We start from the raw sequence: 21,523 nt of genomic DNA on the forward strand, positions 1-21,523 counted from the left end.
TATCAGGCGCCCGGAGTCCAGCCCGAGACGGCCTTGACCTCGATGAAGTCCTCGATGCCCCATGTGCCGCCTTCGCGACCATTGCCCGATTGCTTCATACCGCCAAAGGGCGACCCGGCTGAGCGGCTTTTGCCGTTCATTTCGACCATGCCCGAGCGCAGGGCGCGGGCGCAGCGATTGGCGCGGGCAGGGTCCTGCGTCTGGACATAGTTGGTAAGGCCGTAGGGCGTGTCATTGGCGATGGCGATACCATCCTCTTCGGTATCAAACGGGATGATCGACAGGACGGGGCCAAAGATTTCCTCGCGGGCGATGGTCATGTCGTTGTTGACGTCAGCAAAGACCGTGGGTTTGACATAGAACCCGCGGTTCAGACCATCCGGGCGGCCCACACCTCCGGCGACCAGCCGGGCGCCTTCGTCGATACCCTTCTGGATCAGGTCCTGAATCTTGTTGAACTGGACCTCGTTCACCACCGGGCCGACGTGACGGCCTTCTTCGTGGGCCGAACCCACGGTGACACTTTTTGCCACCTCGGCCGCAGTTTCGACCGCCTGATCATAGATATCCCGCTGCACCAGCATGCGGGTGGGGGCATTACACGACTGGCCGGTGTTGTTCATGCAGTGCAGAACGCCACGTTTGACGGCCTTTTCATCGGCATCGGCAAAGATCAGGTTGGCCCCTTTGCCGCCCAGCTCGAGGCTGACGCGTTTAAGCGTGTCAGCAGCAGCTTTGGAAATCAGTTTGCCTGCGCGGGACGAGCCGGTGAAGCTGACCATATCGACATCCGGGTGCGATGTGAGTTGACTGCCCACGCCTGCGCCATCGCCGTTCACCAGATTGAAAACGCCAGCGGGAATGTCAGCGGCATCCATGATTTCGGCGAAAATGATCGCATTGAGTGGCGATTCTTCTGAGGGTTTCAACACCATGGTGCAGCCTGCGATCATCGCGGCGATAACCTTGAGTGTGACCTGATTCATCGGCCAGTTCCACGGCGTGATCAGGGCGCAGACGCCAACCGCCTCGTGGATGATCCGATCATTGGGCGCATGATCACCAAGAGGTGCATCAAACTCATATGCCCTGGCGGCCTTGATGAAATTCGAGATGTGCCAGGTGCCTGACGTGACCTGTTGCTGACGGGACATGTCGATGGGTGCCCCCATTTCCATGCTGATCGCCTGAGCCATGTCTTCGGCCCTGGTTTCATAAGCTTTCAGAATGCGCTCAGCCGCAGCAATGCGTTCGGCTGGCGGTGTTGCCATCCATGCCGGGAACGCCGCTTTGGCGGCGGCCACAGCAGCGTCGGTGTCGGCCTGATGACCCAGCGAAATGATGGCGCAAGGTTCTTCCGTTGACGGATCAATCACATTGTGGTCATTTGGCACACTGGGATCGACCCACCGACCGTTTATATAGAATTGGCGTTTCTCGATCATGGTTGACCTCCTTGAATTTGGCGGCACTGTGTCAGGGGATTTCACCGCCTGCAAGGCGGGAATTTAGCGGATTTGCAGGATTTCACCAAAGTCCGCGAATTCAAAAGCAGACAACAGAAAGGGAAGATAAGATGGGACTTAGAATTAACGACACCGTACCAAATTTTACCGCCGAGACCGATCAGGGCACCATCAGCTTTCACGACTGGATCGGCGACAACTGGGCGATCCTGTTTTCGCATCCCAAGGATTTTACACCCGTCTGCACCACAGAGTTTGGCGCCGTGGCGCGGCTGGCCGATGAATGGGCAAAACGGGATACCAAGGTAATCGGCGTTTCCGTAGACGGCGTTGAAGATCACAAGAAATGGAAAGGCGACATCGAGAAAGTGGCGGGTACCAAGGCCGGTTTCCCGATCATCGCGGATGAAGGTCTGGCAGTATCCAAGGCATTCGACATGCTGCCCGCCGAGGCCTATATGCCCGACGGACGTACCCCGAATGACAGTGCTACGGTGCGCAGCGTTTTCATCATCGGACCGGACAAACAGCTGAAACTCAGCATGACCTATCCGATGAGCGTTGGCCGCAACTTTGCCGAAGTTCTGCGCGCCCTGGATGCGTTGCAGACGACGTCCTCGAAAGGGGTGGCGACGCCTGCGGATTGGCAGATGGGTCAGGATGTTATCATACCGCCGTCGGTCAATGATGCGGATGCCAAAGCCAAATTCGGCGAGTTTGATGCGGTTCTGCCGTATCTGCGCAAGACCAAGATGCCAGGCTGAGGTCGGGATCGCCCCTTTGCCGGGCGCGCCCACCCGCCCGCCCCGCCCCCGGCAAAGGGGCGGGAGCCTTTGGCGGGCCTATGTTGGCCAAGAAGATGGGGAGGGTTTGCGGACCTTCCCCATTTGCTTTTTTGTCCGTACTTTGTTCCGGTTGTGATAGGTTGTTGTGATCCGGTGAAACAGGGGTAGCATGGTCAAGCTTCAACAGCAGAAATTCGAAGTGTTTCGCGCGCTGCACGAACGCGACCGGGCCTTTGTCATGCCCAATGCCTGGGATGCAGGTACCGCGCGCATTCTTGGCACCTTCGGGTTTGAGGCATTGGCCACCACCAGTGCAGGTTATGCGTTTTCAGTCGGCAAACGGGATTCCTTTGCCTGCCTGAGCCGGGCCGAGATTCTGGAGAATGCAGCCGCCATTGCCGAAGCCACTGAGCTGCCGGTGTCGGGCGATCTGGAAGATGGCTTTGGGGCCGGGCCCGAGGCCTGCGCCGAGACCGTGATCGGGGCCGTGGAGTGCGGGTTGATTGGCGGCTCGATCGAGGATGCCACGGGTGATTTGAGTTCTCCGGTCTATGAACTTGAACAGGCGGTTGAGCGCGTCACAGCGGCGGCCGAGGCAGCCAGGGGGCGGCCCTTTTTTCTGACGGCACGGGCCGAGAATTTCATCTGTGGCAGGCCCGATCTGAAGGATACAATCCGTCGTTTACAGGCGTTTTCTGATGCGGGCGCAGATGTGCTTTACGCGCCGGGCCTGCCCGATCTGGAGGCAGTACGGACCGTCTGCCGTGAGGTGGACAAGCCGGTAAATGTGGTCATGGGCCTGAAGGGCAAGGCGTGGTCGGTCGATACGCTGTCAAAGGCGGGCGTGCGCCGGATCAGCGTTGGCGGGTCTTTTGCGCGGGCCGCGCTTGGTGCGATGATGCGTGCCGCGCACGAAGTGTTGGAAAAGGGCACGTTCACCTATGCCAAGGATGCGGTGCCCGATGCGGTTGTTGCCGGGATGATGCGGGCCCGGAAAGAGGATCGCAGAGGGTAGGGTTGGATGGTTGGTTTTAAGTTTCGGTTGGCCGCTCTGAGCCCATAGCGTCGCTTGCTGCGCCCTGTTCGAACTGGTGCAGAGCGCGATCAGCGGACATGGTCCGTGATGGCGCGGGGCTCCTTCTAAGGTTCCCATGTGCGATGCATTTGCAAAGCAGCTTCGCCAATCCGGATGTCCGTTCGCCGCGCAACGTGACTAGCCAGGCGTGCGACCGCAGAGAGGATAGGGCTGATGTGAAATTCTACGTCCGAAAGGTGCTAATTTGAAACCCGCCACACGGTGCCTTCACGCGTCATTTTGCAGACGTCCCCTTCATTCTTCTGAGAAAAGCGATCTAGAAACTGCACATACACTTCGAAGACGCATGTTCCATTGCCGTCATCAATATTGAACTTACCGCCTCTTCCTGGCTGGATGTTTGCTCCAAAAGGAAGGAAATCGACCATGCCCTCAGCGTTTCTCGAGATGAGTTCCATGGTTGGTTCTCTGCTCCCGGGTGTTGTCCCGGGTCTTCCTGCGTAGAGGGAGATAATCGGTTCCGAGCCTTCATTGACCACGGCAAGAACACGCTGCTGTCCATCGTCGCTAGAAGGCGTCGAACAAGATGCCAACAGACAGAATACAAGCGGCACCGTCAGAAATTTCTTTGAATTAGCGATCATTTATGCCTCCACTAAGGCTCACGCCGTTGCACCTGCGACACCCAATAACAAGTTGAGTTTTGCTGGCGTTCAGTCGACGTGTGTCTTGATCGCGAACCACGGACACAGACCGTTTACCAAGAAAACCTGACCGGCCGTTCTGTCCGCTTTGCAGAACTTTGGAACAAGATAGGGCCATATCCCGCTAAGCGTGGACAGTCGGGTTTTTTTTGCCTATCGCTCTGACATGAAACCAGCAAGTGAGTGGTATGGCAGGCCGAGACCCCTTTGAGATCAATGGACACGCGATTACACCGGGGACGCGGCAAACGGTTGATGTGCCGGTCAGTACCCTGTCGGATCACACGCCGATCGCTCTGACAATCCATGTGATTCACGGAAAGAAACCGGGACCGGTCTTGTTTGTCTCGGCCGCCATTCATGGCGACGAGGTGATCGGGGTCGAGATTGTACGCCGTCTGTTGAAGGCCGACGCGCTGAGGACGATGGCGGGCACGCTGTTGGCGGTGCCGATCGTGAACAGCTTCGGGTTTCTCAATCACTCGCGCTATCTGCCTGACCGGCGCGATCTGAACCGGTGTTTTCCAGGTGTGCCCGAAGGGTCGATGGCATCCCGGCTGGCGCATATCTTCATGACCGAGGTGGTCAGGCGGGCCGATGTGGGGATTGACCTGCACTCGGCGGCCATTCACCGCACCAACCTGCCACAGCTGCGTCTGACGCCGGATAACACGCGACTGGCCGAACTGGCCCACGCCTTTGGCGCGCCGGTGATGATGCATTCAAAACTGCGCGACGGATCGCTGCGAATGGCGGCGGAAGAGGTGGGTGTTGATGTATTGCTTTACGAGGGCGGCGAGGGTTTGCGGTTTGACGAACTGGCGGCGCGCGCGGGTGTCAGCGGTATCCTGCGGGTGATGCAGCATCTGAAAATGATCCCCCGCAAGGGCGTGCCAAAGTCACGCGGCACGCCAGTGATGGCGGCGGGGTCAACATGGTACCGGGCACCTGCGGGCGGGCTTTTTCGCGGGTACGTGGGTACGGGCGACACGGTTGAACCTGGCGCGGTTATGGGCGCGATTACCGATCCGTTAGGTCAGGTCGAAACCGAACTTGTGGCAGACAAGTATGGGGTTGTGATCGGGCGCACCAACATGCCGGTGGTTTATGAGGGCGACGCGCTGTTCCATGTTGCCGAAACGCCGCGTGCCGATGCGGCTTCCGAAGGGGCCAGCGCCCATATGGAGGCCGCCCCTTTATATGACGAAGACGAGATAATCTGAACCGGTGTACCGGTACGGAGCAAGGGACTGACAGATGGTGAAACGTACGACCGACCTTAACGATATCGCCTTTGGCGTGATCCGTGCCCGTATGCGGCTGCATTTCATGGTGACGCCCAAAGGCGACCGGCAGGCAAAGAAGTACTTTGTCATCGGTCATCCGCGCAACGGCACAACGACGATGCACAAGCTGTTTCAGGCCAACGGACTGAATAGTTTCCACGATTCACGCGACTGGGAAACGGGCAAATTTGATGCGTTTTCGGATTTTGGCCAGGTGCGCCCCGTGGCCGCGTATGACCGCACCTATCCGAATGCAACGTTTATCCTGAATTTTCGCCCTCTGCGCAAATATCTGATCAGCATCGCAGCGCATCATCAGAAAATTTTCAGCACGCAGAATTTCGTGAATGAGATCTGGCGGCGGGCAGAGTATTTTGCCTGGGTGCTGCGCCATTTCAAAGGCCGTGATGATTTCATCGCGGTCAATATCGAGGCACCTGGTGCGCTTGCGGCAGTGGCGGATTTTTGTGGATTCAAGACCGCTCAGTTGCCGGGGGGATCCGTGCATAATGTTTCGAACCGGCCCAAACTGGAGGAAAACCAGCGCAATATCGACGAGGCGCTGGCGCTGCTGGAACTGACCGAAGAGGCTGTCAGGGGGTGTCTGGTCTCGCGCCTGCACGGCGACGAGCAGGCCGAACTGATCGCGGCCCGCGATACGATCCGGTTCCTGGAATAGTCAGGTCACCTGATCCGCGTTCCGGGGGCGCAGAAAGATCGAGAGCGTCAGCAAGCTGAAGACAAACTCGTAGCATTCCCATTTGGTCATCATCTGGACTGCCAGAATCACGATTGTGGCGGCAAGAGCCAGGAACATGTGCCGGGTGTCGGGCACCGGGATAGCAAGCCGTTTTGCAATGCCGCGAACCAGCGACATTCGCGTATAGACCAGCGGCATAACCAAAAGGTAGAGCAGAATCACCACCGTCAACCCGCTGCCAAAGACGGTTTTGACCAACTTGACATCGCCCACCACCAGATTGTGCAGGTTGGTTTCTTTCTGGGCGTTGTTTTGAAGGAAGAACTCGTTGGCGTCCCAATGGAACAGACGGTAGCCCCACGAGATTTCTTCGCCCGAGGCAAAGAAAAAGAGAAATGCGTAAAACCCGGTGATAAGCGCCGCGGCAGCCCCGCGTTTCGTCCAGAGTACGCGCGCGTTGCGGATAAGCACCATGGATGACAGCAGCAGGCAGACCGCTGTACCCCATTCTATGGGGCCGTCCTCGGTGGCAAAGCCCATGCGGAACGCTTCGTGCAGGCCGGTAATGTAGTAGATCACCGTAAAGATGAGGGTCGCATAAGCCAGGCCGAAAAGCAAAGTGTCTGCATTGCTTAGTCCGGAGCGGTCATTCAGGTGGAGCATAGCGAGGGCCTATATGTCAGCTGGCAATGTCAGGCGGTTACATCATGTTCCAGGCCGCAGCAAGCGTAGCGAGCATATGCCGGATTTTCCTAAGTTCTGCGGGAGGCAGTTCGTGACCCGGGAAAGGCATTTGCGTTCTGCGGCATCAGGAAAATCGACAGGGCTACAAGGCTGAAGATAAATTCGTAGACTTCCCAGCGGCGCTGAAGATCGACGGAGGCAACCACAATTGACCCGACCAGCGCGATCAGCCCGTGTTTCAGGTGCGGCACCGGTATCGCCAGCCGGTCTGCCAGACGTCGCACCCTTTCGACGCGCGGGTAAACAATTGGCAAAATCACCAGATAGACCAGCAGAATGGATGTCAGGATATTGCCGAACAGAACCTTGACCAGCTTTACCTCGCCCACTTTGAGATTGTGCAGGTTGGTTTCCGCGCGGTTGCTGTTTTCAGTGAAGAATTCCGAAGCCTCCCAGCCGAAAATCCTTTGCCCCCAAGACAGTTCTTCGCCGGAGGCAAAGAAGAACAGGAGCGCATAGAACCCCATCGCAACCATGGCCGCATTCTGCCCGGTGCGTCGGAACCCCAGTGCATAGCGCGCCAGAACGGTGAAGGACACGAACAGGCAAATGGCCGTGCCCCATTCGACGGGGCCGTCCTCGACCGCAAAAAACTCGTGGAAGGCCGGGGTCTGAACGAAGTGGAAAATAGGCAGGATGGCGGTGCAAAGCATCGCAATCGCCAGCAGTGTGGTGTTAAATTTTTCAGAGTAGAGCACGGGAGGAAACGCCTTCTACTGTTACAGGCTGTTGCAATACCGCCGTCTTACCCGAGTAGCATGCGTACGGCAAGAATATGGGCAAGGCCGGAATTCACATTTCAGTGGTGAGGTTCGCCAGGCTGGATGGTGCCGGTTTATCCCAGACGGGCGAAACGACGCAGGAATAGCGGCAGCCGGTCAATGCGAAGACCGGCTGCCGAAATTGTTTTCGGCATTTACTCGGCGGTGCCGTCAAGCATCCCCGACTTGAACAGCAGGCCAGCGGTCAATCCGCCGGTCACCGGGGCTGTGACGAATAGCCAGACCTGGCTGATCGCGTGCCCACCGGCAAAAATTGATCCCAGGATCACGACAACGAACAGGAAGGTGGCGACCAGTTCAAAGACAAACGCGGCTGCGATCGAATACTCGCCCAGATATCCCTGGCCCCAGCCGTTCTGGCCCAATCCGTTTTGAGCGACTCAATAGTCGGCCTTGCCGCTGGCGATGATCATCAGCACCAAAACCGCCACGACGGCCCCTGTCACTTGTGCAGCAATGCATCTGACAGCTTCTGCCATCTCCATGCGTCCGGCGGCGATTGCACCCAATGAGACAGCAGGGTGGATGTGACACCCCGAGATCGGCCAATCCCATAAGCCATACCAATAAGGGCCAGACCGAAGACAAAGCTGATTCCGGCAAGGCTAATATCTGCCCCTGCGATTACGGCAGAGCCGTAACCTATCAGGACCAGCGTGAAATTTCCGATAAATTCGGCAAGCATTTTGTTCATGAATTGCCTACCGTTTCGGGGCCAAGACCAGCCTCGTTTCTTCGGGAACAGGGTCAGAAATCCAGCTTATGGGTCACGGGAAAGGTTGCGCAGATTTAACCCAGCAACCCGTTTGGGCCGGGCAGGTGGCTGCCTACACCACTTTGTCACGGTTCTGCGGCAGTAGAAAAGTGGACACGGCAAGAATGCTGAAAACCAGCTCGTACACCTCCCATTTCCGGGCGACGTCGATTGAGGCAATGACAAGGCTGGCGATGACTGCAAGCGCGGCGTGGCGCATGCCCGGGACTGGAACGGCAAACCAGTCAGCAAGGCGTTTGATGAATGCGATTCTGGGGTAAAGAACAGGAAAAACAACAAGATATACTAGCAGAACCGTGGTCAGACCGCCACCAAACAGTGTCTTGGACAGGGGTTTGCCAAAGACAATCATATTGTGGAGGTTCGTTTCGCCCTGATTGTTGTGGGTGCGAACAAATTCACTCGATTCCCAGCCGAATATGCGCTGGCCCCACGAAATTTCCTCGCCCGAAGCCGCAAAGAACAACAGTGCATAAAACGCGGTAAACAGCGCCACGCGCACGCGCTGTTTGTGGCAGAGTGACCGCGCATTACTGGCCAGAACAAAACTGGCCACGAGAAGAAAGAGCGCGGTGCCATTTTCCACCAGCCGGTCTTCGGCCGCGAAGCTTAGGTAGAAATAGTCCGTATTCCAGATGTAAATGGCTACCGTAACCGCGAGCGTCACGAAAATCAGCAGAATCAGGAAAAGGTCAACTTTGTGCAGCTGCGACTGAGACATGGAGAGCTTTCAGTGAATACGGTTGCTGGTGTCAGATCAAATAGGTGAGAGCGGTTCTGGCATCAAGGACTGTTTGAGGCGCAGTGCCAGTTGGCATGCGGCGGTGCCAAGTCCAAAACGATAAAGGCGTAACCAAGTTGTAGTGGCGCGAACCCGCGCATCATGTGTGAAGGGTTACACAAGGATATTTGCAGTATTGCCAGCCTGTGTCTGGTCTGTCTGCGCGGTAAGATAGTCGCGCACCGTTGGGTCGATATGCCGACTGTCCGTCGAAAATGCACCGCAGGCCTTCAGGGCCTCACGGGCGCTGATGCGTTCGTCGACCCGTTTCCAGATCGAGCGCGATGCATAGGGGTTGACGTTTGGGCGCCAGGCCACGCCCATTGTCACACCGCGCAGGAATTTGACTTCTTGCCGGTATGACGGTGTGAGAATCGTCTCGACGATACTACCATCACGCACCATTTCATGCTCAACCACATAGATGCGGTTGCCCCGCTGTGTGGCCATCCCTTCGTAGCGCGATTTCTGGTTGATGCTGCCATCTTTTGAACGGACCCGTTCAAGCGACCGGCACATGACAAACCCGTCTTTTTCGCGCAGCCAGACCAGACTTCGCAGGATCATGCCATCCCATGTGGGGGTCTGAAAATGGGCATGGTAAAATCCAAGATACCGGCGCAGCGATCTGGCCTGATCGCGGAAGGCGCCTGTCATCAGGTCAACCGTGTCGCCCACGTTGTGCTTGTGCTGTAGGATGTGGCGTTGTGTGAAATCTGTGTGATCGGCGAAAAGATCAGCCTCGCTCAGGTCGAAATGTCGGGCGATGCGGCGCAGATTATGGGCCGAGGGCATGCCGCTGCCGTTCAGATACCGATTGAATTGCTGACGGTTGATTCCGATTTCGCGGCAAACCTTTGCGATCGAGCCGGTGTCAGCGCAAATGCTGCGCAGGTTTTTGGAAAAATCTTGTGTCACAACCGCTGAATCCTTCGCAAGAGGAAGCTATATCGCGTCTAAACGCTTACACCAGTTTACAATCGCGCCATTCACGGAATCAAGCCTTTGATCAATCATCCCTTCATATAGCGGGCGCTGCCCGGCATCTTTTGGGAGGGTGAAACATGGACAAACATGAAAAACACGCAAAATGGTTGATTGGACAGGTTGAAACGGGCCGCATGTCGCGGCGTGAATTTCTGGGGCGCACCTCGGCCCTTGGTATGGCGCTGAGTGTCGGGACAGGCCTGTTCAATCAGGCCCATGCCGCAACGCCCAAAAAAGGTGGCCATATGCGTCTGGCCATGGGGCATGGCGCGACTTCCGACACGCTTGATCCTGCAACCCTTACAAATGGCCTGCAATGGGTCGTGGCTTATGGTGTGGCAAACACCCTGACCGAGCTGGATGCTGCGGGCAATCTGGCGCCGTCGCTGGCGACGGAATGGTCGTCATCGCCTGACGCGGCGACCTGGACATTCAGGCTGCGCGAGGGTGTTGAGTTTCACAACGGCAAGACAATGACGGCCGAGGATGTCATCGCGTCGATCAACTATCACCGCGGCGAAGAATCCACATCCGTGGGCAAGCCGGTGATGGCCTCGGTTACTGACATCAAGGCCGATGGACCAAATGTTGTTGTATTTACGCTAAGCGAAGGGAATGCGGATTTCCCGTTCAACTTCAACGAGGCCACTTTTGGCATCTATCCCGCGTCGGATAATGGTATCGACTGGAAAGCCGGTGGATCAGGTGGGTATATCCTGAAAAGCGAAAAACCGGGTGAAACCTATCAGTTCGAACGTAATTTGAATTACTGGAAAGAAGGCGCGGCGCACGCCGATACAATTGAATTGCATTCCATGACGGATCCGGGTGCACGGACGAATGCACTTATCACCGGTGACGTGGATTGTATCGACCGGATCGAACCAAAGGTCATATCGCTGCTTTCCCGCAACGCAGGTATCATCATCGAAGAGGGGGCCGGCCCCTTGCACTACACTTTCCCGATGCTGACCAAGGTTGCACCTTTCGATAACCTTGAGATGCGCAAGGCGTTGAAATTTGCCATCAACCGTCAGGAAATTGTTGATAAAATCCTGTTTGGTCACGGTGTCATCGGCAATGATCACCCGATCGGGCCATCTTATCGCTACCATGCGTCTGACATAGAGCAGAACAGCTATGATCCGGACAAGGCCCGTCATCATTGGCACCAATCGGGATTGGGCGACATCACCATAGACCTGAGCGCATCGGATGCGGCTTATAGCGGGGCGCTGGATACGGCTGTTCTGTTCCAGGCCTCGGCGAAACAAGCCGGTATCAACATCAACGTCGTGCGCGAGCCCAACGATGGATATTGGTCAGATGTCTGGATGAAGAAACCCTGGTGCGCCAGCTATTGGGGTGGATATGCCACCGAAGACAACATGTTTACAACCGGGTTTGCACCGGGGGCTGCATGGAATGACACGCAATGGGATCATCCGCGTTTCAACGAATTACTGGGGGCGGCCCGCGCCGAGTTGAATGAAACACTCAGGGCGGAAATGTACCGCGAGATGCAGATCATCCTGCGTGATGAGGGCGGTAATATCGTCCCGATGTTTGCCAACGAGGTTCACGCGCGCAACGACAAGATCGGCCATGGTGATTTGTCCTGGTCACGTGGCTTTGACGGACGCCGCATTCTGGAACGTTGGTGGATGGTGTAACCACCTCCCGGGTTACGCCAACCCTTCGCGCCCTTGAGGGGCGCGAAGGGCTTTAGAAGATGGGCAGAAATCAAAGCAGGCTTGGCGCATGGGCAGCACACAGACCCTATATTTCAACGGAACCATTCTGACGATGGACGACGCCCGACCCAAGGCAGGCGCCGTCCTGACGCAAGGCGAGCGTATCATGGCCGTTGGCGCAGAATCTGATCTGCGCCCCGATCTAGGGCCAGAAGCTGTCGAGGTTGATCTGCAGGGCAACACCCTGATCCCCGCCTTCATCGACCCGCACGGGCATTTTCCTGACCCCGGCTTTATTCGGCTCTTCCGGGTTGATCTGGCGCCACCACCAAGGGGGGATTGTGTGGATATGGCCACTGCGCTGGCGCGATTGGCCGACAAGGTGCGGCAAACGCCCAAGGGCGAGTGGGTGATGGGGGTGCTTTTCGACAATACCGCCATTGCCGAGCAGCGTATGCCAACCCGCGACGAGCTTGACCGAGTATCTGAAGATCACCCTATATGGGTGATCCACGCCTCGGGCCATAACGGAGTGGCCAATTCCCACACTCTTCGTTTGCAGGGTATCGATCGAAATACACCTGATCCGGCGGGCGGGCGTTTCGGGCGCGACCCGGCAACCGGGGCGCTGACTGGTCTGATTGAGGGCATCTCGGCCATGGGTGAGATGAGCGCCACCGATTTCCTGATTGATCGGGGCCGTTTCTGGCAGGGTTTCAACGCATCTCGCGACGAATATCTTTCTTACGGCGTCACCTTCGCGCAAAACGCCTGGGCATCGCGCGATATGCTTGAGAATTTTGCCAGCCTGCCATCCGGCCAGGATCCGGGTATCGATATAATTTTGCTTCCGATTGGCGAGCTGGAACCTGATCTGTCAAAGGGTCCGGATGCGCTGCAGTGGCCTGAGACACCCTATTTTACGCTGGGGGCACGCAAACTGTTTACCGACGGCGCGTTTCAGCTTCAGACTGCGTTTCTCAGTGCCCCTTATCACAAACCTCTGGACCCGGAGGCGCCCTGCGGAATGTCCTACACTGATCAGGGTGAATTGAACGCCCAGGTCAGCAAACTGCATGGCATGGGGTTTCAGATTCACTGCCACTGCAATGGCGATGCGGGTACTGACATGTTTCTGGATGCGGTCGAGGCCGCGCTTGAGGAAACGCCCCGTGCAGATCACCGTCACACCGTTATCCATGCGCAGGTATTGCGCGATGAGCAACTGGAACGCATGGCCCGTCTGGGCGTGACGGTCAGTTTCTTTTCAGCGCATATCCATTTCTGGGGGGACCGGCACCATGATACGTTTCTGGGCCCGGAGCGGGCCGCGCGAATATCACCAGCGGCGTCGGCCGAACGTTTTGGCGTGCGTTACACCATTCACAATGATGCCTCTGTCACACCTACACGCCCCCTGTATCTGGCGCATTGTGCGGTGAACCGGCAGACGGCCTCGGGCCGGGTATTGGGGGAAGGACAAAAGATCACAGTTCTGTCCGCGTTGAAGGCCCAGACGATTGAGGCCGCGTGGCAGGTTTTTCAGGAAAATGAACGCGGCTCGATCACCGCCGGGAAACTGGCCGATCTGGTGGTGCTGGACGCAAATCCGTTGGATCATTCAGCGGACTTGGCGGATATCAGGGTGATGCAGACGATTCGCCGCGGGCAGCGCGTCTATCAGGTAACATAGGCCGAGGCTTTTTCATCGCCGCCTTCCAGAAAAGACAAACCCCCGCGGCTGGGCCTCGGGGGTTATCAATCTTTGTGTCAGTCCAAGCTGGACGAACAGATGCTTAGAGCATCCCTTCGCGCTGGGCTTTCTTACGCGCCAGTTTACGGGCACGACGGATCGCTTCAGCTTTCTCGCGCGCTTTTTTCTCGGACGGTTTCTCGAAATGTTGCTTGAGCTTCATTTCACGAAAAACGCCTTCACGCTGTAGCTTTTTCTTCAGGGCACGAAGCGCCTGATCGACATTGTTGTCGCGAACACTAACCTGCATGTGGTTTTCACCACCTTTCTAAGTTGAGTTGCAAGGATTTGCAGGAAATGGCCGTATAGCAAAGCCCTTTTGTTTTGTCTAGGGTGGCGCGCAGGAATGGGAGAGCTGCAATGCCTGATGCCGATGTAAAATCAAAACTGCTGGAAGCGGCCAAATCGCATGTGCCTTTTGATGGCTGGAGCGAGACCACATTCAGAGCCGCGCAAGAGGATGCCGGGATCGAGCCGGGCGTTGCCAAGGCCGTTTGCCCACGCGGTGCTGTTGATCTGGCGCTTGCCTTTCACGAGGCCGGGGATGCGGCCATGCTGGAGCGGCTTGAGGCAACGGATCTCAGCGAGATGCGGTTTCGCGACCGGGTGGCCTTTGCCGTGCGCGCAAGGCTCGAGGCAGTGGAAGACAAGGAACTGGTACGCCGCGGGGTGACGCTGTTTTCGTTGCCACCCTACGCGATGGATGGCGCTCAGGCGATCTGGCGCACATGTGACCGGATATGGGTGGCGCTGGGCGATTCATCGAACGACGTGAACTGGTACACGAAACGCATGACCTTGTCGGGCGTTTACAGTTCAACCGTGCTGTATTGGCTGGGTGACACCAGCCCGGATCACGAACGCACCTGGGAATTTCTGGATCGGCGGATTGACGATGTCATGCAGATCGAGAAATTCAAGGCGCAGGCGCGCGAGAATCGGTTGGTCAGCGGGTTGATGGCCGGGCCACTGGCCTTTCTGGGCCGGATTAAGGCGCCGAAGGATGAACAACAGACAGGTATGCCAGGCCGCTGGCACGGGCCACAGTAAGGAGCAACAGAAATGGGCGATACAATGAACGCGGTGGAAATCACCCAGCCCGGCGGGCCAGAGGTGTTGCAACTGACGACGCGGCCACGCCCGCAGCCCTGCGTGGGTGAAGTGGTGATCAAAGTTGCCTTTGCCGGGGTTAACCGCCCCGATGCCCTGCAGCGCGCGGGCATGTATGCCCCGCCACCTACCGCCAGCGATCTGCCGGGGCTTGAGGCCGCAGGCGAGGTGGTGGCGCTGGGCGAGGGCGTAAGCGACTGGAAACTGGGCGACAAAGTCTGCGCATTATTGCCCGGCGGCGGTTATGCGGAATACGTCGCCACCCCTGCGGCGCATTGTCTGCCGGTGCCTGCAGGGCTGGGATTGAAAGAGGCCGCCTGCCTGCCCGAGACTTATTTCACCGTCTGGTCGAATGTCTTTATGCGCGGAGGTCTGAAAGGGGGCGAACGGTTTCTGGTTCATGGCGGATCAAGCGGGATTGGGACCACGGCCATCCAACTGGCACGTGAGTTTGGCGCGCGGGTATTCACCACCGCCGGATCGGATGAAAAATGCGCCAAATGTCTGGAACTGGGGGCTGAAAAGGCAATCAATTACCGCGAAGCGGATTTTGTCGAGGTGCTGCGTTCCGAAGGCGGGGCTGACCTGATCCTGGATATGGTCGGTGGCAGCTATCTGCCACGCAATGTGAAATCTCTGGCCGATGATGGTCGGCTGGTTCAGATTGCATTTCTTCAGGGACCGAAAGTGGAACTGAACTTTGCGCAGCTGATGATGCGGCGGCTGACCATTACCGGCAGTACCCTGCGCCCGCAGAGTGACCTGGCCAAGGCAAGGATTGCCGAGGCGCTGCGCGAACATGTCTGGCCGTTGCTGGAGGCGGGCAAAGTCGCCCCTGTGATGGATAGTGAATATGAGCTGGCCAATGCCGCGCTGGCGCATGCGCATCTGGAAGAAAGCGCTCATATCGGCAAGATCGTCATGAGGGTCGGGTAACTTCGTGAGTGTGCCGTTGGCAATTGCAGCATTGGCGCTTCTTAGCGTCTGCCTGAGCGTCTATGCCATCTGGCGTGACAAACCGCTGGAGTGGCGGTTTTCGGAGGCGAGACCGGTGGCATCCGCGGGCAAGCCGGTGTTTGAAACGGTGCTGGACTATACAGCCCCCGCAGGGCAGGCCCATGCCCCTGCCATTGTGACCGGCGATGACGGGTTTTCGGTGATCTGGTTTCAGGGCTCGGCCGAGGCGCAGCCGGATGTGGACATTTTTGCGGTAAAATTCACCCCAGACGGTGATGATTGGCGCGCCTCTGATCCGGCGCGGTATGTCACGCGCAGCGGGCTGGGTAAGGTGTTTGAGCCGAAACAACTGGTTGTGACCCTTGGCAACACCATCCAGAACGAGGCGGCCGAGGGGCACCTTTACAGCACGGCCGTCTCGGTTGGGGGCTGGGCCATGGCCTCGGTTGCGGATGTGACGATGGGCAAGGAAGGGCCGGTCTGGGCCCGAAAGCTGAACCTTTCACCACTGTTGAACCGGTCGCATCTGGTAAAGTCGCCGATGATCAAATACGCCGATGGCAGCCACGCGTTGCCTGCCTATTTCGAAATGGGCCCCACCTTTGCCGAACTTGTGCGGCTGGGACCGAATGGCCGGGTGCGCGACGTACGGCGGATGCCGTCAAAGGGCGTGAAGGCAATACAGCCTATGATCGTACCGCTGGATGAGCACCGTGCCGTGGCCTTTCTTCGGGACTTTGACCGTAGCGGAAAGCTTTGGATCAGCCACACATCGGATGGCGGGCAAAGCTGGTCGCCGGTGACGGCCACCGATATGCGCAACCCAAGCGCGCCGGTTGCGGCGCTGCACCTGGGGGGGGAGCGGATCATGATGGTGGCCAATGATGACCCGGAAGGCAGTGACGCGCTGCGTCTGCTGCTGTCTGGGGACGGCGGGGCAAGCTGGCATCCGTTTCGTGATCTGGAACCGGGATCGGCCGGGGCGCGTTACCCGATGCTGCGCCGGCTGGACACGGGCGAGATCGTGCTGACCTATTCGCATGGTCAAAAGCGCGGTGTCCGGGCGCATGTTTTCAACGATGCCTGGCTGGAGGTGGCATGATGGCCCGGGTGCTGACATCCATCGCGCTGGCTGCGGTGCTGGGCTGGCTGGGTTTTGCGCTGCTGAGCCTGTTGGCGGATGCGCAGGTGGCGGCGCTGGCCGGTCTGGTGACTGGCATTGGCTGCATACTGCGCCTGCGCGACACGATCGTGCTGCGGGGCATGGTGGCGTTGCTGGCGCCGTTTGGCGTGATGCTGCCAGCGCTGACGCTGCGGCATATGGGGGTGGCCCTGGGCCTGCCGATACCGGGGTTCGGCACGGTGGAACTGCTGGTATTCCTGGTTGTCCATGTGGCGTTTCTGGCCGCTTCGATGGGGGTGCTGCGGGTGGATATCTACCGTCTGGGCTATGCCCCCATCCCGGTGGCGGCGATGGTGCTGGTGGTCTGTGCCTACGCTGCCCTGACCGGCAACTGGTTTGTGGCCCTGGTGGCGGTACTGGGGCAGGTGGGCTGGGTGATGCACTGGGGCAGCAGCAACTGGTTTGACTATGTGCTGCACGCTTTGTTGGTGCCGGTGGTTGCTGTTGTACTGATCCTGCGGCTGCTGGGGATTTAGGCAGCACTGGGATTCAGGTATTTTTGCCAAGAAAAAACTGGGGCCTCTTGATAGTCTGAAAACGTGGCTCTTTGTTGATCAGCGGACTGGTTCAAACAAGGCGTCTTTCATCCGGCAGTCCTGTACGACATCGCGGCCGCAAGGGACGGGGTTTAGGGTTTTTGACAGGCAGACTCGTGCCTCTTGAATACGGCCCTGTTTGCAGGTGATTGTCAGCATATCCCGCTCCAACCCCGGGTTGGCCTTGAGAAAGGCCTCTTCCACCACAGAGGCGGGAAGTTTTATCGGTTTTGACAGTTTGCGAAACACGGCCGGGCGGGTGATACGGGCGTATGCCCTGCGGGCCAGCGCGTAGTAGGCGGTTGCCGTAAGCCCGGTACAGCTGCCATGCTTTTTCCATTGATACCACGCCAGACCCGAGGTGCCCATGATATCGGCCATGTCTTGGGTCATGGCGCGCGATGGTGGGCGTTGGGCGGTGGGGCAATTCGAGGGAAAGCCGCGATGGTATTGCGGCCAGAGACCGTGCAGCACCCAGCCAAAATTTCCCGACGGATCGCATTGCGGAGAGCCGCGCGCATCGCCCTCAAGTGCGCACCAGGAGGGCGACCAGCTGAGGCTGAGCACATAATAGTCAAACTCGCCAGCGCGCTCGCCCTCGGCCAGGGCGGCGGTGGCGGTAAGCAGAAACATCAGCAGGGCGCGCATTCTTTGGTCTTTCAATTTTACTTGGGGGCCACTATATAGCGCCCAAGTTCCCCGACAACGGAAACCCGCACCCTTCAAAAGGTGCCGCCCTTCCAGGCGACGGGAAAGATATGCGTGAAGGAGACCTGAGACATGGGAAGACCGCTGATGGCCAAGGCCACCGCCGTTTGGCTGGTGGATAACACAACGATCAATTTCAAGCAGATTGCCGATTTCGTCGGCATGCATGAGTTGGAAGTACAGGGCATCGCCGATGGCGACGTGGCCGCTGGCGTGAAAGGGTTTGACCCGGTCGCCAACAACCAGCTTACGCAGGAGGAAATTGATGCTGCCGAAAAGGACCCGCTGCATAAGCTGAAACTGAAGTTCAACGCCGCTGCGCAGGGTGAAGAAAAACGCCGTGGGCCGCGCTATACGCCGCTGAGTAAACGGCAGGACCGGCCCGCATCTATCCTTTGGCTGGTCAAGTTCCATCCGGAACTGGCCGACAGCCAGATCAGCAAACTTGTGGGCACGACAAAACCGACCATTCAGGCGATCCGCGAACGCACGCACTGGAACATTTCGAACATTCAGCCGATCGATCCGGTTGCCCTGGGCCTGTGCAAACAGTCTGAACTGGACGCCGCCGTGCAAAAGGCCGCCGCCAAGAAGGCCAAAGAGGGCGAAGCCATGAGCGATGACGAGCGTCGCAAGTTGCTGAGTACCGAACAAAGCCTTGGCATGGAGGCCGAGCCCAAGATTCCGACCGCGATCGAGGGACTGGAAACGTTCAGCCTGAGTGGCGGCAGCGACGACGGCGAAAAGGAAAAAGAATACGACGCTGACAGCTTTTTCAACCTGCCGGACGATTCGGATGATGACGAGGATGAGCAGCCCTGAGGCAAACGCCGCTTGTGCCGACATTGAAACCCCGGACGCTTTACATTGTGTCCGGGGTTTTCTTTTTATCCAAGCTCAGCTTTTGCTGATGGCGTGCAGCCAGGTTATGAAATCCTGAAGAGGTTTGCGGCGCACGCCCGGCCGGGTCACGATATAATAACCGATGCCGGGGATCGGATCCCTGAAAAGTTCTACCAATTCGCCCGAACGAAGCTCGGATTCGATAAATCGGGGCACTGTGGCAACGATACCGTCACCGTGTCTGGCACCTTCGAGCAACATATTGCCGGGCATGTGGACGACATTGCGCCGGATAGTTTTGTCGACGCCGCGTTTTTCGAACCAGTTTGCAAATTCCTCTGACCCGAACTCCTGAAGCAATGGATATTCCAGAAGCTCGGATGGTTCGGTGATCTTGCGTTTGCCGATCAGTGATCGTGAGGCAACGACCGTCAGACACCCCAGGAATAACAATTCTGACTGCAGGCCTTTCCATTTGCCGGTACCGTAACGAATTGTCATGTCAATGCCGCCCGGTGCAAGTTCGACCACTTCGATCTGAGGGTTCAGCATCAGTTCAATTTCAGGGTGGCGTGTGCAGAATTCAGTGATGCGCGGCATCAGAAAGCCGGTTGCGAACATTGGAGTCATTGATACCTGCAACGACCGGCTTGCTTCGGCCTTGCCAAGGGCTTCGATGGCGCTGGATATATTTGCAAAAGAGGCATTCAGCGTGACCGCCAACGCGGCCCCCTGTGATGTCAGCGTTACGCCACGCCCTTTGCGCAATACCAGTTGGGTGCCAAGGTGCTCTTCAAGGTTGCGGATTTGCCGGCTGATTGCTGGATGGGTCACGTTCAGAACCTTCGCCGCATGTGACAGGTTCAGCGTTTCGGCGACCGCTGCGAAGGCGCGCAAGGCATTCAGAGGGGGAAGGTCTGCCCACTTCATATGTCAGATTTTCTGATATCAGAATAATATTTTTGATTAGCTGAAATGCAAACTTTGGGACAAGTATTATAATACAAGCGCATTTTGGGTCGTTCCCGGCATCTGTAGTTCATAACATGTCACATTTTGTATTAATTGCGAAGCTTTGCCTGATGTCATCGGTCAACGGCAGAAAACGACAGGGGGAATAAGAATGATTACCGTAGATGAGATCAAAACCGTGGCCATTATCGGAAATGGCTTGATGGGGCAGGGGATTGCACAGGTATTTGCCCGGGCGGGCAAGAATGTTGTTCTGATCGGTCGAAGTGGAGAAAGCCTTGCGCGGGCGATGTCTGTGATCTCGACGAATTTTCAGGCGTTTGTCGAACGAGGCCTGAGCGAGCATGACGATATCATTGCCGCAATCGGGCGCATCCGCACCAGTACCGACATGAAAGATGCCGCCAGCGCGGATTTCGTGATCGAGGCCGTGCCGGCAGTGCGCGACCTGCAAATCAGCATTTTCAAGCAGTTGGATCAGATTTGCGCGCCAGAGATTGTTCTGGGGTCAACCAGCGGACAGCCAATCAGCCTGATGAGTGTTGAGATGCAGCACCCTGAACGGGCGGTTGCCATCCATTTTGTCTATCCCGCACAACTGATCCCGGTGGTCGAGGTTTGCGGTGGACCAGATACCCGACCCGATGTTGTGACCTGGGCTTGTGACATGCTGGAATCTGTTGGTCAGGTCGCGGCACCGATGATGAAAGAAGTAGATGGGTTCATCATCAATCGTCTGCAATTCGCCCTTCTGCGCGAAGCCTGGTCGATGTGGGCGGAAGGTGTTGCCAGTGCCGAAGCAATTGATAATTCCTTCAAGATGACATTGGGGCGGCGCTATTCAGTGACCGGCCCGATCGAATCGGCCGATATGGGCGGGTTGGACATCATGAATACCTTTGCAGAGTTCCTGCTGCCCTCGCTGAACACGGATAAACATCCCCCCGCGGCATTGGGCGAGTTGGTGAAGGGTGGGAACTTTGGGCTCAAATCCGGCAAAGGCGTTTATGACTGGTCACAACGCGATGGCAAAGCGCGGCTGGCAGCGCGGGCGGACCGCCTGTTTCAGCACATGGCCGAGGACGCGGCAGAACAGGCTTGATCGGCTGAATTTCAGCGCGGGTCAAATCGCCTTGCGCGCTATCAGGGCCGCGCTGATAGTGCCGTCATCGAGGTAATCCAGCTCCCCCCCGATCGGCACACCCTGCGCCAAAGAGGTCAGCGTGACACGGCCATCCAGCTGGTCAGCGATATAGTGTGCAGTGGTCTGGCCATCGACAGTTGCATTCAGTGCCAGAATGACTTCTGAGATGTCCTCGCGCTCAACCCTGTCGATCAACTGCGGGATGCGCAGCTGTTCAGGACCGACCTGATCCAGGGCGCTGAGCGTGCCGCCCAATACGTGGTAACGCCCCTTGAATGCCTGGCCGCGCTCCATTGCCCAGAGGTCGGCCACATCCTCGACAATGCACAGCAGGCCGTTGGCGCGCTTTTCAGCGTTGCAGATATCGCAGATGTCAGTTGTGCCGACGTTGCCGCAATTGAGGCATTCGCGGGCAGTGGCCGCGACCTTTTGCATGAGATCCGCCAGAGGTATCAGCTGCAACTCGCGTTTGCGGATCAGGTGCAGTACCGCACGCCGGGCCGAGCGGGGCCCGAGGCCCGGCAATTTCGCCATCATCTCGATCAGGGAGTCGATATCGCGGGTGCTGCTCATTTCG

At 57.6% G+C, this 21,523-nt stretch carries 25 protein-coding genes; 12 read left to right on the forward strand and 13 right to left on the reverse strand.

The window, feature by feature from the left end; genetic code table 11:
* Positions 1–2: 2 nt before the first annotated feature.
* The gene (locus PEL8287_RS06730; protein ID WP_085891620.1) at positions 3–1,445 is read right to left on the reverse strand and encodes an aldehyde dehydrogenase family protein; all 1,443 of its coding nucleotides are present in this window, start codon (positions 1,443–1,445) and stop codon (positions 3–5) included.
* 131 nt (positions 1,446–1,576) lie between these two features.
* Between PEL8287_RS06730 and PEL8287_RS06735 the strand changes: the two genes are divergently transcribed.
* Positions 1,577–2,230, forward strand: coding sequence for a peroxiredoxin (locus PEL8287_RS06735; protein WP_085891621.1), 654 nt, complete (start codon positions 1,577–1,579; stop codon positions 2,228–2,230).
* A gap of 190 nt (positions 2,231–2,420) precedes the next feature.
* Positions 2,421–3,266 carry an isocitrate lyase/PEP mutase family protein gene (locus tag PEL8287_RS06740; protein ID WP_085891622.1) on the forward strand — a complete coding sequence of 282 codons (846 nt, stop codon included), beginning with the start codon at positions 2,421–2,423 and terminating at the stop codon, positions 3,264–3,266.
* 260 nt (positions 3,267–3,526) lie between these two features.
* On the opposite strand, the gene PEL8287_RS19730 is transcribed toward PEL8287_RS06740, so the two are convergent.
* Positions 3,527–3,931, reverse strand: a complete 405-nt coding sequence (locus PEL8287_RS19730; RefSeq protein WP_139837717.1) for a hypothetical protein — start codon at positions 3,929–3,931, stop codon at positions 3,527–3,529.
* Between the two features lie 248 nt (positions 3,932–4,179).
* Here PEL8287_RS19730 and PEL8287_RS06750 point away from each other — a divergent pair, with 248 nt between their 5' ends.
* Complete coding sequence (locus PEL8287_RS06750) at positions 4,180–5,214, forward strand: succinylglutamate desuccinylase/aspartoacylase family protein (protein ID WP_085891624.1); 1,035 nt, start codon at positions 4,180–4,182, stop codon at positions 5,212–5,214.
* A 34-nt stretch (positions 5,215–5,248) separates the two neighbouring features.
* Positions 5,249–5,956: a sulfotransferase family protein gene (locus PEL8287_RS06755; RefSeq protein WP_085891625.1), complete on the forward strand. Its 708-nt coding sequence runs from the start codon at positions 5,249–5,251 to the stop codon at positions 5,954–5,956.
* On the opposite strand, the gene PEL8287_RS06760 is transcribed toward PEL8287_RS06755, so the two are convergent.
* The 7 genes from PEL8287_RS06760 to PEL8287_RS06780 all read right to left on the reverse strand — a co-directional run bounded on the left by PEL8287_RS06760 (position 5,957) and on the right by PEL8287_RS06780 (position 9,977).
* Positions 5,957–6,640, reverse strand: a complete 684-nt coding sequence (locus tag PEL8287_RS06760) for a hypothetical protein (protein WP_085891626.1) — start codon at positions 6,638–6,640, stop codon at positions 5,957–5,959.
* A gap of 89 nt (positions 6,641–6,729) precedes the next feature.
* Entirely contained in the window at positions 6,730–7,419 is a 690-nt protein-coding gene (locus tag PEL8287_RS06765; protein WP_139837718.1) for a hypothetical protein, read from the reverse strand.
* A gap of 218 nt (positions 7,420–7,637) precedes the next feature.
* Entirely contained in the window at positions 7,638–7,868 is a 231-nt protein-coding gene (locus PEL8287_RS20265) for an MIP/aquaporin family protein (RefSeq protein ID WP_235862222.1), read from the reverse strand.
* Between the two features lie 15 nt (positions 7,869–7,883).
* The gene (locus PEL8287_RS20270) at positions 7,884–7,988 is read right to left on the reverse strand and encodes a hypothetical protein (RefSeq protein ID WP_235862223.1); all 105 of its coding nucleotides are present in this window, start codon (positions 7,986–7,988) and stop codon (positions 7,884–7,886) included.
* Complete coding sequence (locus PEL8287_RS20275) at positions 7,946–8,197, reverse strand: MIP/aquaporin family protein (protein WP_235862255.1); 252 nt, start codon at positions 8,195–8,197, stop codon at positions 7,946–7,948. The genes PEL8287_RS20270 and PEL8287_RS20275 overlap by 43 nt, the downstream gene beginning before the upstream one ends.
* Before the next feature lie 133 nt (positions 8,198–8,330).
* A complete protein-coding gene (locus PEL8287_RS06775) occupies positions 8,331–8,999 on the reverse strand; it encodes a hypothetical protein (protein ID WP_085891628.1) in 669 nt (222 codons plus the stop codon).
* A 174-nt stretch (positions 9,000–9,173) separates the two neighbouring features.
* Entirely contained in the window at positions 9,174–9,977 is an 804-nt protein-coding gene (locus PEL8287_RS06780) for a helix-turn-helix transcriptional regulator (RefSeq protein WP_085891629.1), read from the reverse strand.
* A gap of 146 nt (positions 9,978–10,123) precedes the next feature.
* On the opposite strand from PEL8287_RS06780, the gene PEL8287_RS06785 reads away from it, so the two are divergent.
* Together PEL8287_RS06785 and PEL8287_RS06790 are read left to right on the forward strand one after the other, a co-directional pair.
* On the forward strand, positions 10,124–11,719 hold the full coding sequence (locus tag PEL8287_RS06785; protein ID WP_085891630.1) for an ABC transporter substrate-binding protein: 1,596 nt from the start codon (positions 10,124–10,126) through the stop codon (positions 11,717–11,719).
* Between the two features lie 88 nt (positions 11,720–11,807).
* A complete protein-coding gene (locus PEL8287_RS06790) occupies positions 11,808–13,433 on the forward strand; it encodes an amidohydrolase (protein WP_085891631.1) in 1,626 nt (541 codons plus the stop codon).
* Between the two features lie 103 nt (positions 13,434–13,536).
* Here the strand turns inward: PEL8287_RS06790 and rpsU are convergent, their stop codons facing one another.
* Positions 13,537–13,743, reverse strand: a complete 207-nt coding sequence (gene rpsU / locus PEL8287_RS06795; RefSeq protein ID WP_008207378.1) for a 30S ribosomal protein S21 — start codon at positions 13,741–13,743, stop codon at positions 13,537–13,539.
* A gap of 110 nt (positions 13,744–13,853) precedes the next feature.
* Here rpsU and PEL8287_RS06800 point away from each other — a divergent pair, with 110 nt between their 5' ends.
* The 4 genes from PEL8287_RS06800 to PEL8287_RS06815 are packed head-to-tail and all read left to right on the forward strand — an operon-like array spanning position 13,854 to position 17,219.
* Positions 13,854–14,543 (forward strand): COQ9 family protein, encoded by a 690-nt coding sequence (locus PEL8287_RS06800; RefSeq protein ID WP_085891632.1) that lies wholly within the window; start codon positions 13,854–13,856, stop codon positions 14,541–14,543.
* 12 nt (positions 14,544–14,555) lie between these two features.
* The gene (locus PEL8287_RS06805; protein ID WP_085891633.1) at positions 14,556–15,539 is read left to right on the forward strand and encodes an NAD(P)H-quinone oxidoreductase; all 984 of its coding nucleotides are present in this window, start codon (positions 14,556–14,558) and stop codon (positions 15,537–15,539) included.
* A 4-nt stretch (positions 15,540–15,543) separates the two neighbouring features.
* Positions 15,544–16,662 carry an exo-alpha-sialidase gene (locus tag PEL8287_RS06810; RefSeq protein ID WP_085891634.1) on the forward strand — a complete coding sequence of 373 codons (1,119 nt, stop codon included), beginning with the start codon at positions 15,544–15,546 and terminating at the stop codon, positions 16,660–16,662.
* Positions 16,659–17,219 (forward strand): hypothetical protein, encoded by a 561-nt coding sequence (locus tag PEL8287_RS06815; RefSeq protein ID WP_085891635.1) that lies wholly within the window; start codon positions 16,659–16,661, stop codon positions 17,217–17,219. The genes PEL8287_RS06810 and PEL8287_RS06815 overlap by 4 nt, the downstream gene beginning before the upstream one ends.
* A 78-nt stretch (positions 17,220–17,297) precedes the next feature.
* On the opposite strand, the gene PEL8287_RS06820 is transcribed toward PEL8287_RS06815, so the two are convergent.
* On the reverse strand, positions 17,298–17,927 hold the full coding sequence (locus tag PEL8287_RS06820; RefSeq protein WP_085891636.1) for a ribonuclease T2 family protein: 630 nt from the start codon (positions 17,925–17,927) through the stop codon (positions 17,298–17,300).
* A 132-nt stretch (positions 17,928–18,059) separates the two neighbouring features.
* Between PEL8287_RS06820 and PEL8287_RS06825 the strand changes: the two genes are divergently transcribed.
* Entirely contained in the window at positions 18,060–18,809 is a 750-nt protein-coding gene (locus PEL8287_RS06825) for a DUF1013 domain-containing protein (RefSeq protein WP_085891637.1), read from the forward strand.
* Positions 18,810–18,884: 75 nt separating this feature from the next.
* Here the strand turns inward: PEL8287_RS06825 and PEL8287_RS06830 are convergent, their stop codons facing one another.
* Positions 18,885–19,760: a LysR family transcriptional regulator gene (locus tag PEL8287_RS06830; protein ID WP_085891638.1), complete on the reverse strand. Its 876-nt coding sequence runs from the start codon at positions 19,758–19,760 to the stop codon at positions 18,885–18,887.
* 193 nt (positions 19,761–19,953) lie between these two features.
* Here PEL8287_RS06830 and PEL8287_RS06835 point away from each other — a divergent pair, with 193 nt between their 5' ends.
* Positions 19,954–20,904, forward strand: coding sequence for a 3-hydroxyacyl-CoA dehydrogenase family protein (locus PEL8287_RS06835; RefSeq protein WP_085891639.1), 951 nt, complete (start codon positions 19,954–19,956; stop codon positions 20,902–20,904).
* 21 nt (positions 20,905–20,925) lie between these two features.
* Here PEL8287_RS06835 and recR read toward each other — a convergent pair whose 3' ends face one another.
* Positions 20,926–21,519: a recombination mediator RecR gene (gene recR / locus PEL8287_RS06840; RefSeq protein ID WP_085891640.1), complete on the reverse strand. Its 594-nt coding sequence runs from the start codon at positions 21,517–21,519 to the stop codon at positions 20,926–20,928.
* Positions 21,520–21,523: the final 4 nt, after the last annotated feature.

Origin of the sequence: Roseovarius litorisediminis, assembly GCF_900172295.1 — a bacterium.
GTDB lineage: Bacteria > Pseudomonadota > Alphaproteobacteria > Rhodobacterales > Rhodobacteraceae > Roseovarius > Roseovarius litorisediminis.

Bases quoted from the DNA above. Each gene is read 5' to 3' on its own strand.
- PEL8287_RS06775 (WP_085891628.1), bottom strand. From the start codon at position 8,999: ATGTCTCAGTCGCAGCTGCACAAAGTTGACCTTTTCCTGATTCTGCTG.
- PEL8287_RS06755 (WP_085891625.1), top strand. From the start codon at position 5,249: ATGGTGAAACGTACGACCGACCTTAACGATATCGCCTTTGGCGTGATC.
- PEL8287_RS20270 (WP_235862223.1), bottom strand. From the start codon at position 7,988: ATGGAGATGGCAGAAGCTGTCAGATGCATTGCTGCACAAGTGACAGGG.
- PEL8287_RS20275 (WP_235862255.1), bottom strand. From the start codon at position 8,197: ATGAACAAAATGCTTGCCGAATTTATCGGAAATTTCACGCTGGTCCTG.
- rpsU (WP_008207378.1), bottom strand. From the start codon at position 13,743: ATGCAGGTTAGTGTTCGCGACAACAATGTCGATCAGGCGCTTCGTGCC.
- PEL8287_RS06760 (WP_085891626.1), bottom strand. From the start codon at position 6,640: ATGCTCCACCTGAATGACCGCTCCGGACTAAGCAATGCAGACACTTTG.
- PEL8287_RS06730 (WP_085891620.1), bottom strand. From the start codon at position 1,445: ATGATCGAGAAACGCCAATTCTATATAAACGGTCGGTGGGTCGATCCC.
- recR (WP_085891640.1), bottom strand. From the start codon at position 21,519: ATGAGCAGCACCCGCGATATCGACTCCCTGATCGAGATGATGGCGAAA.
- PEL8287_RS06740 (WP_085891622.1), top strand. From the start codon at position 2,421: ATGGTCAAGCTTCAACAGCAGAAATTCGAAGTGTTTCGCGCGCTGCAC.
- PEL8287_RS06825 (WP_085891637.1), top strand. From the start codon at position 18,060: ATGGGAAGACCGCTGATGGCCAAGGCCACCGCCGTTTGGCTGGTGGAT.
- PEL8287_RS06815 (WP_085891635.1), top strand. From the start codon at position 16,659: ATGATGGCCCGGGTGCTGACATCCATCGCGCTGGCTGCGGTGCTGGGC.
- PEL8287_RS19730 (WP_139837717.1), bottom strand. From the start codon at position 3,931: ATGATCGCTAATTCAAAGAAATTTCTGACGGTGCCGCTTGTATTCTGT.
- PEL8287_RS06835 (WP_085891639.1), top strand. From the start codon at position 19,954: ATGATTACCGTAGATGAGATCAAAACCGTGGCCATTATCGGAAATGGC.
- PEL8287_RS06790 (WP_085891631.1), top strand. From the start codon at position 11,808: ATGGGCAGCACACAGACCCTATATTTCAACGGAACCATTCTGACGATG.
- PEL8287_RS06820 (WP_085891636.1), bottom strand. From the start codon at position 17,927: ATGCGCGCCCTGCTGATGTTTCTGCTTACCGCCACCGCCGCCCTGGCC.
- PEL8287_RS06785 (WP_085891630.1), top strand. From the start codon at position 10,124: ATGGACAAACATGAAAAACACGCAAAATGGTTGATTGGACAGGTTGAA.
- PEL8287_RS06750 (WP_085891624.1), top strand. From the start codon at position 4,180: ATGGCAGGCCGAGACCCCTTTGAGATCAATGGACACGCGATTACACCG.
- PEL8287_RS06830 (WP_085891638.1), bottom strand. From the start codon at position 19,760: ATGAAGTGGGCAGACCTTCCCCCTCTGAATGCCTTGCGCGCCTTCGCA.
- PEL8287_RS06805 (WP_085891633.1), top strand. From the start codon at position 14,556: ATGGGCGATACAATGAACGCGGTGGAAATCACCCAGCCCGGCGGGCCA.
- PEL8287_RS06735 (WP_085891621.1), top strand. From the start codon at position 1,577: ATGGGACTTAGAATTAACGACACCGTACCAAATTTTACCGCCGAGACC.
- PEL8287_RS06800 (WP_085891632.1), top strand. From the start codon at position 13,854: ATGCCTGATGCCGATGTAAAATCAAAACTGCTGGAAGCGGCCAAATCG.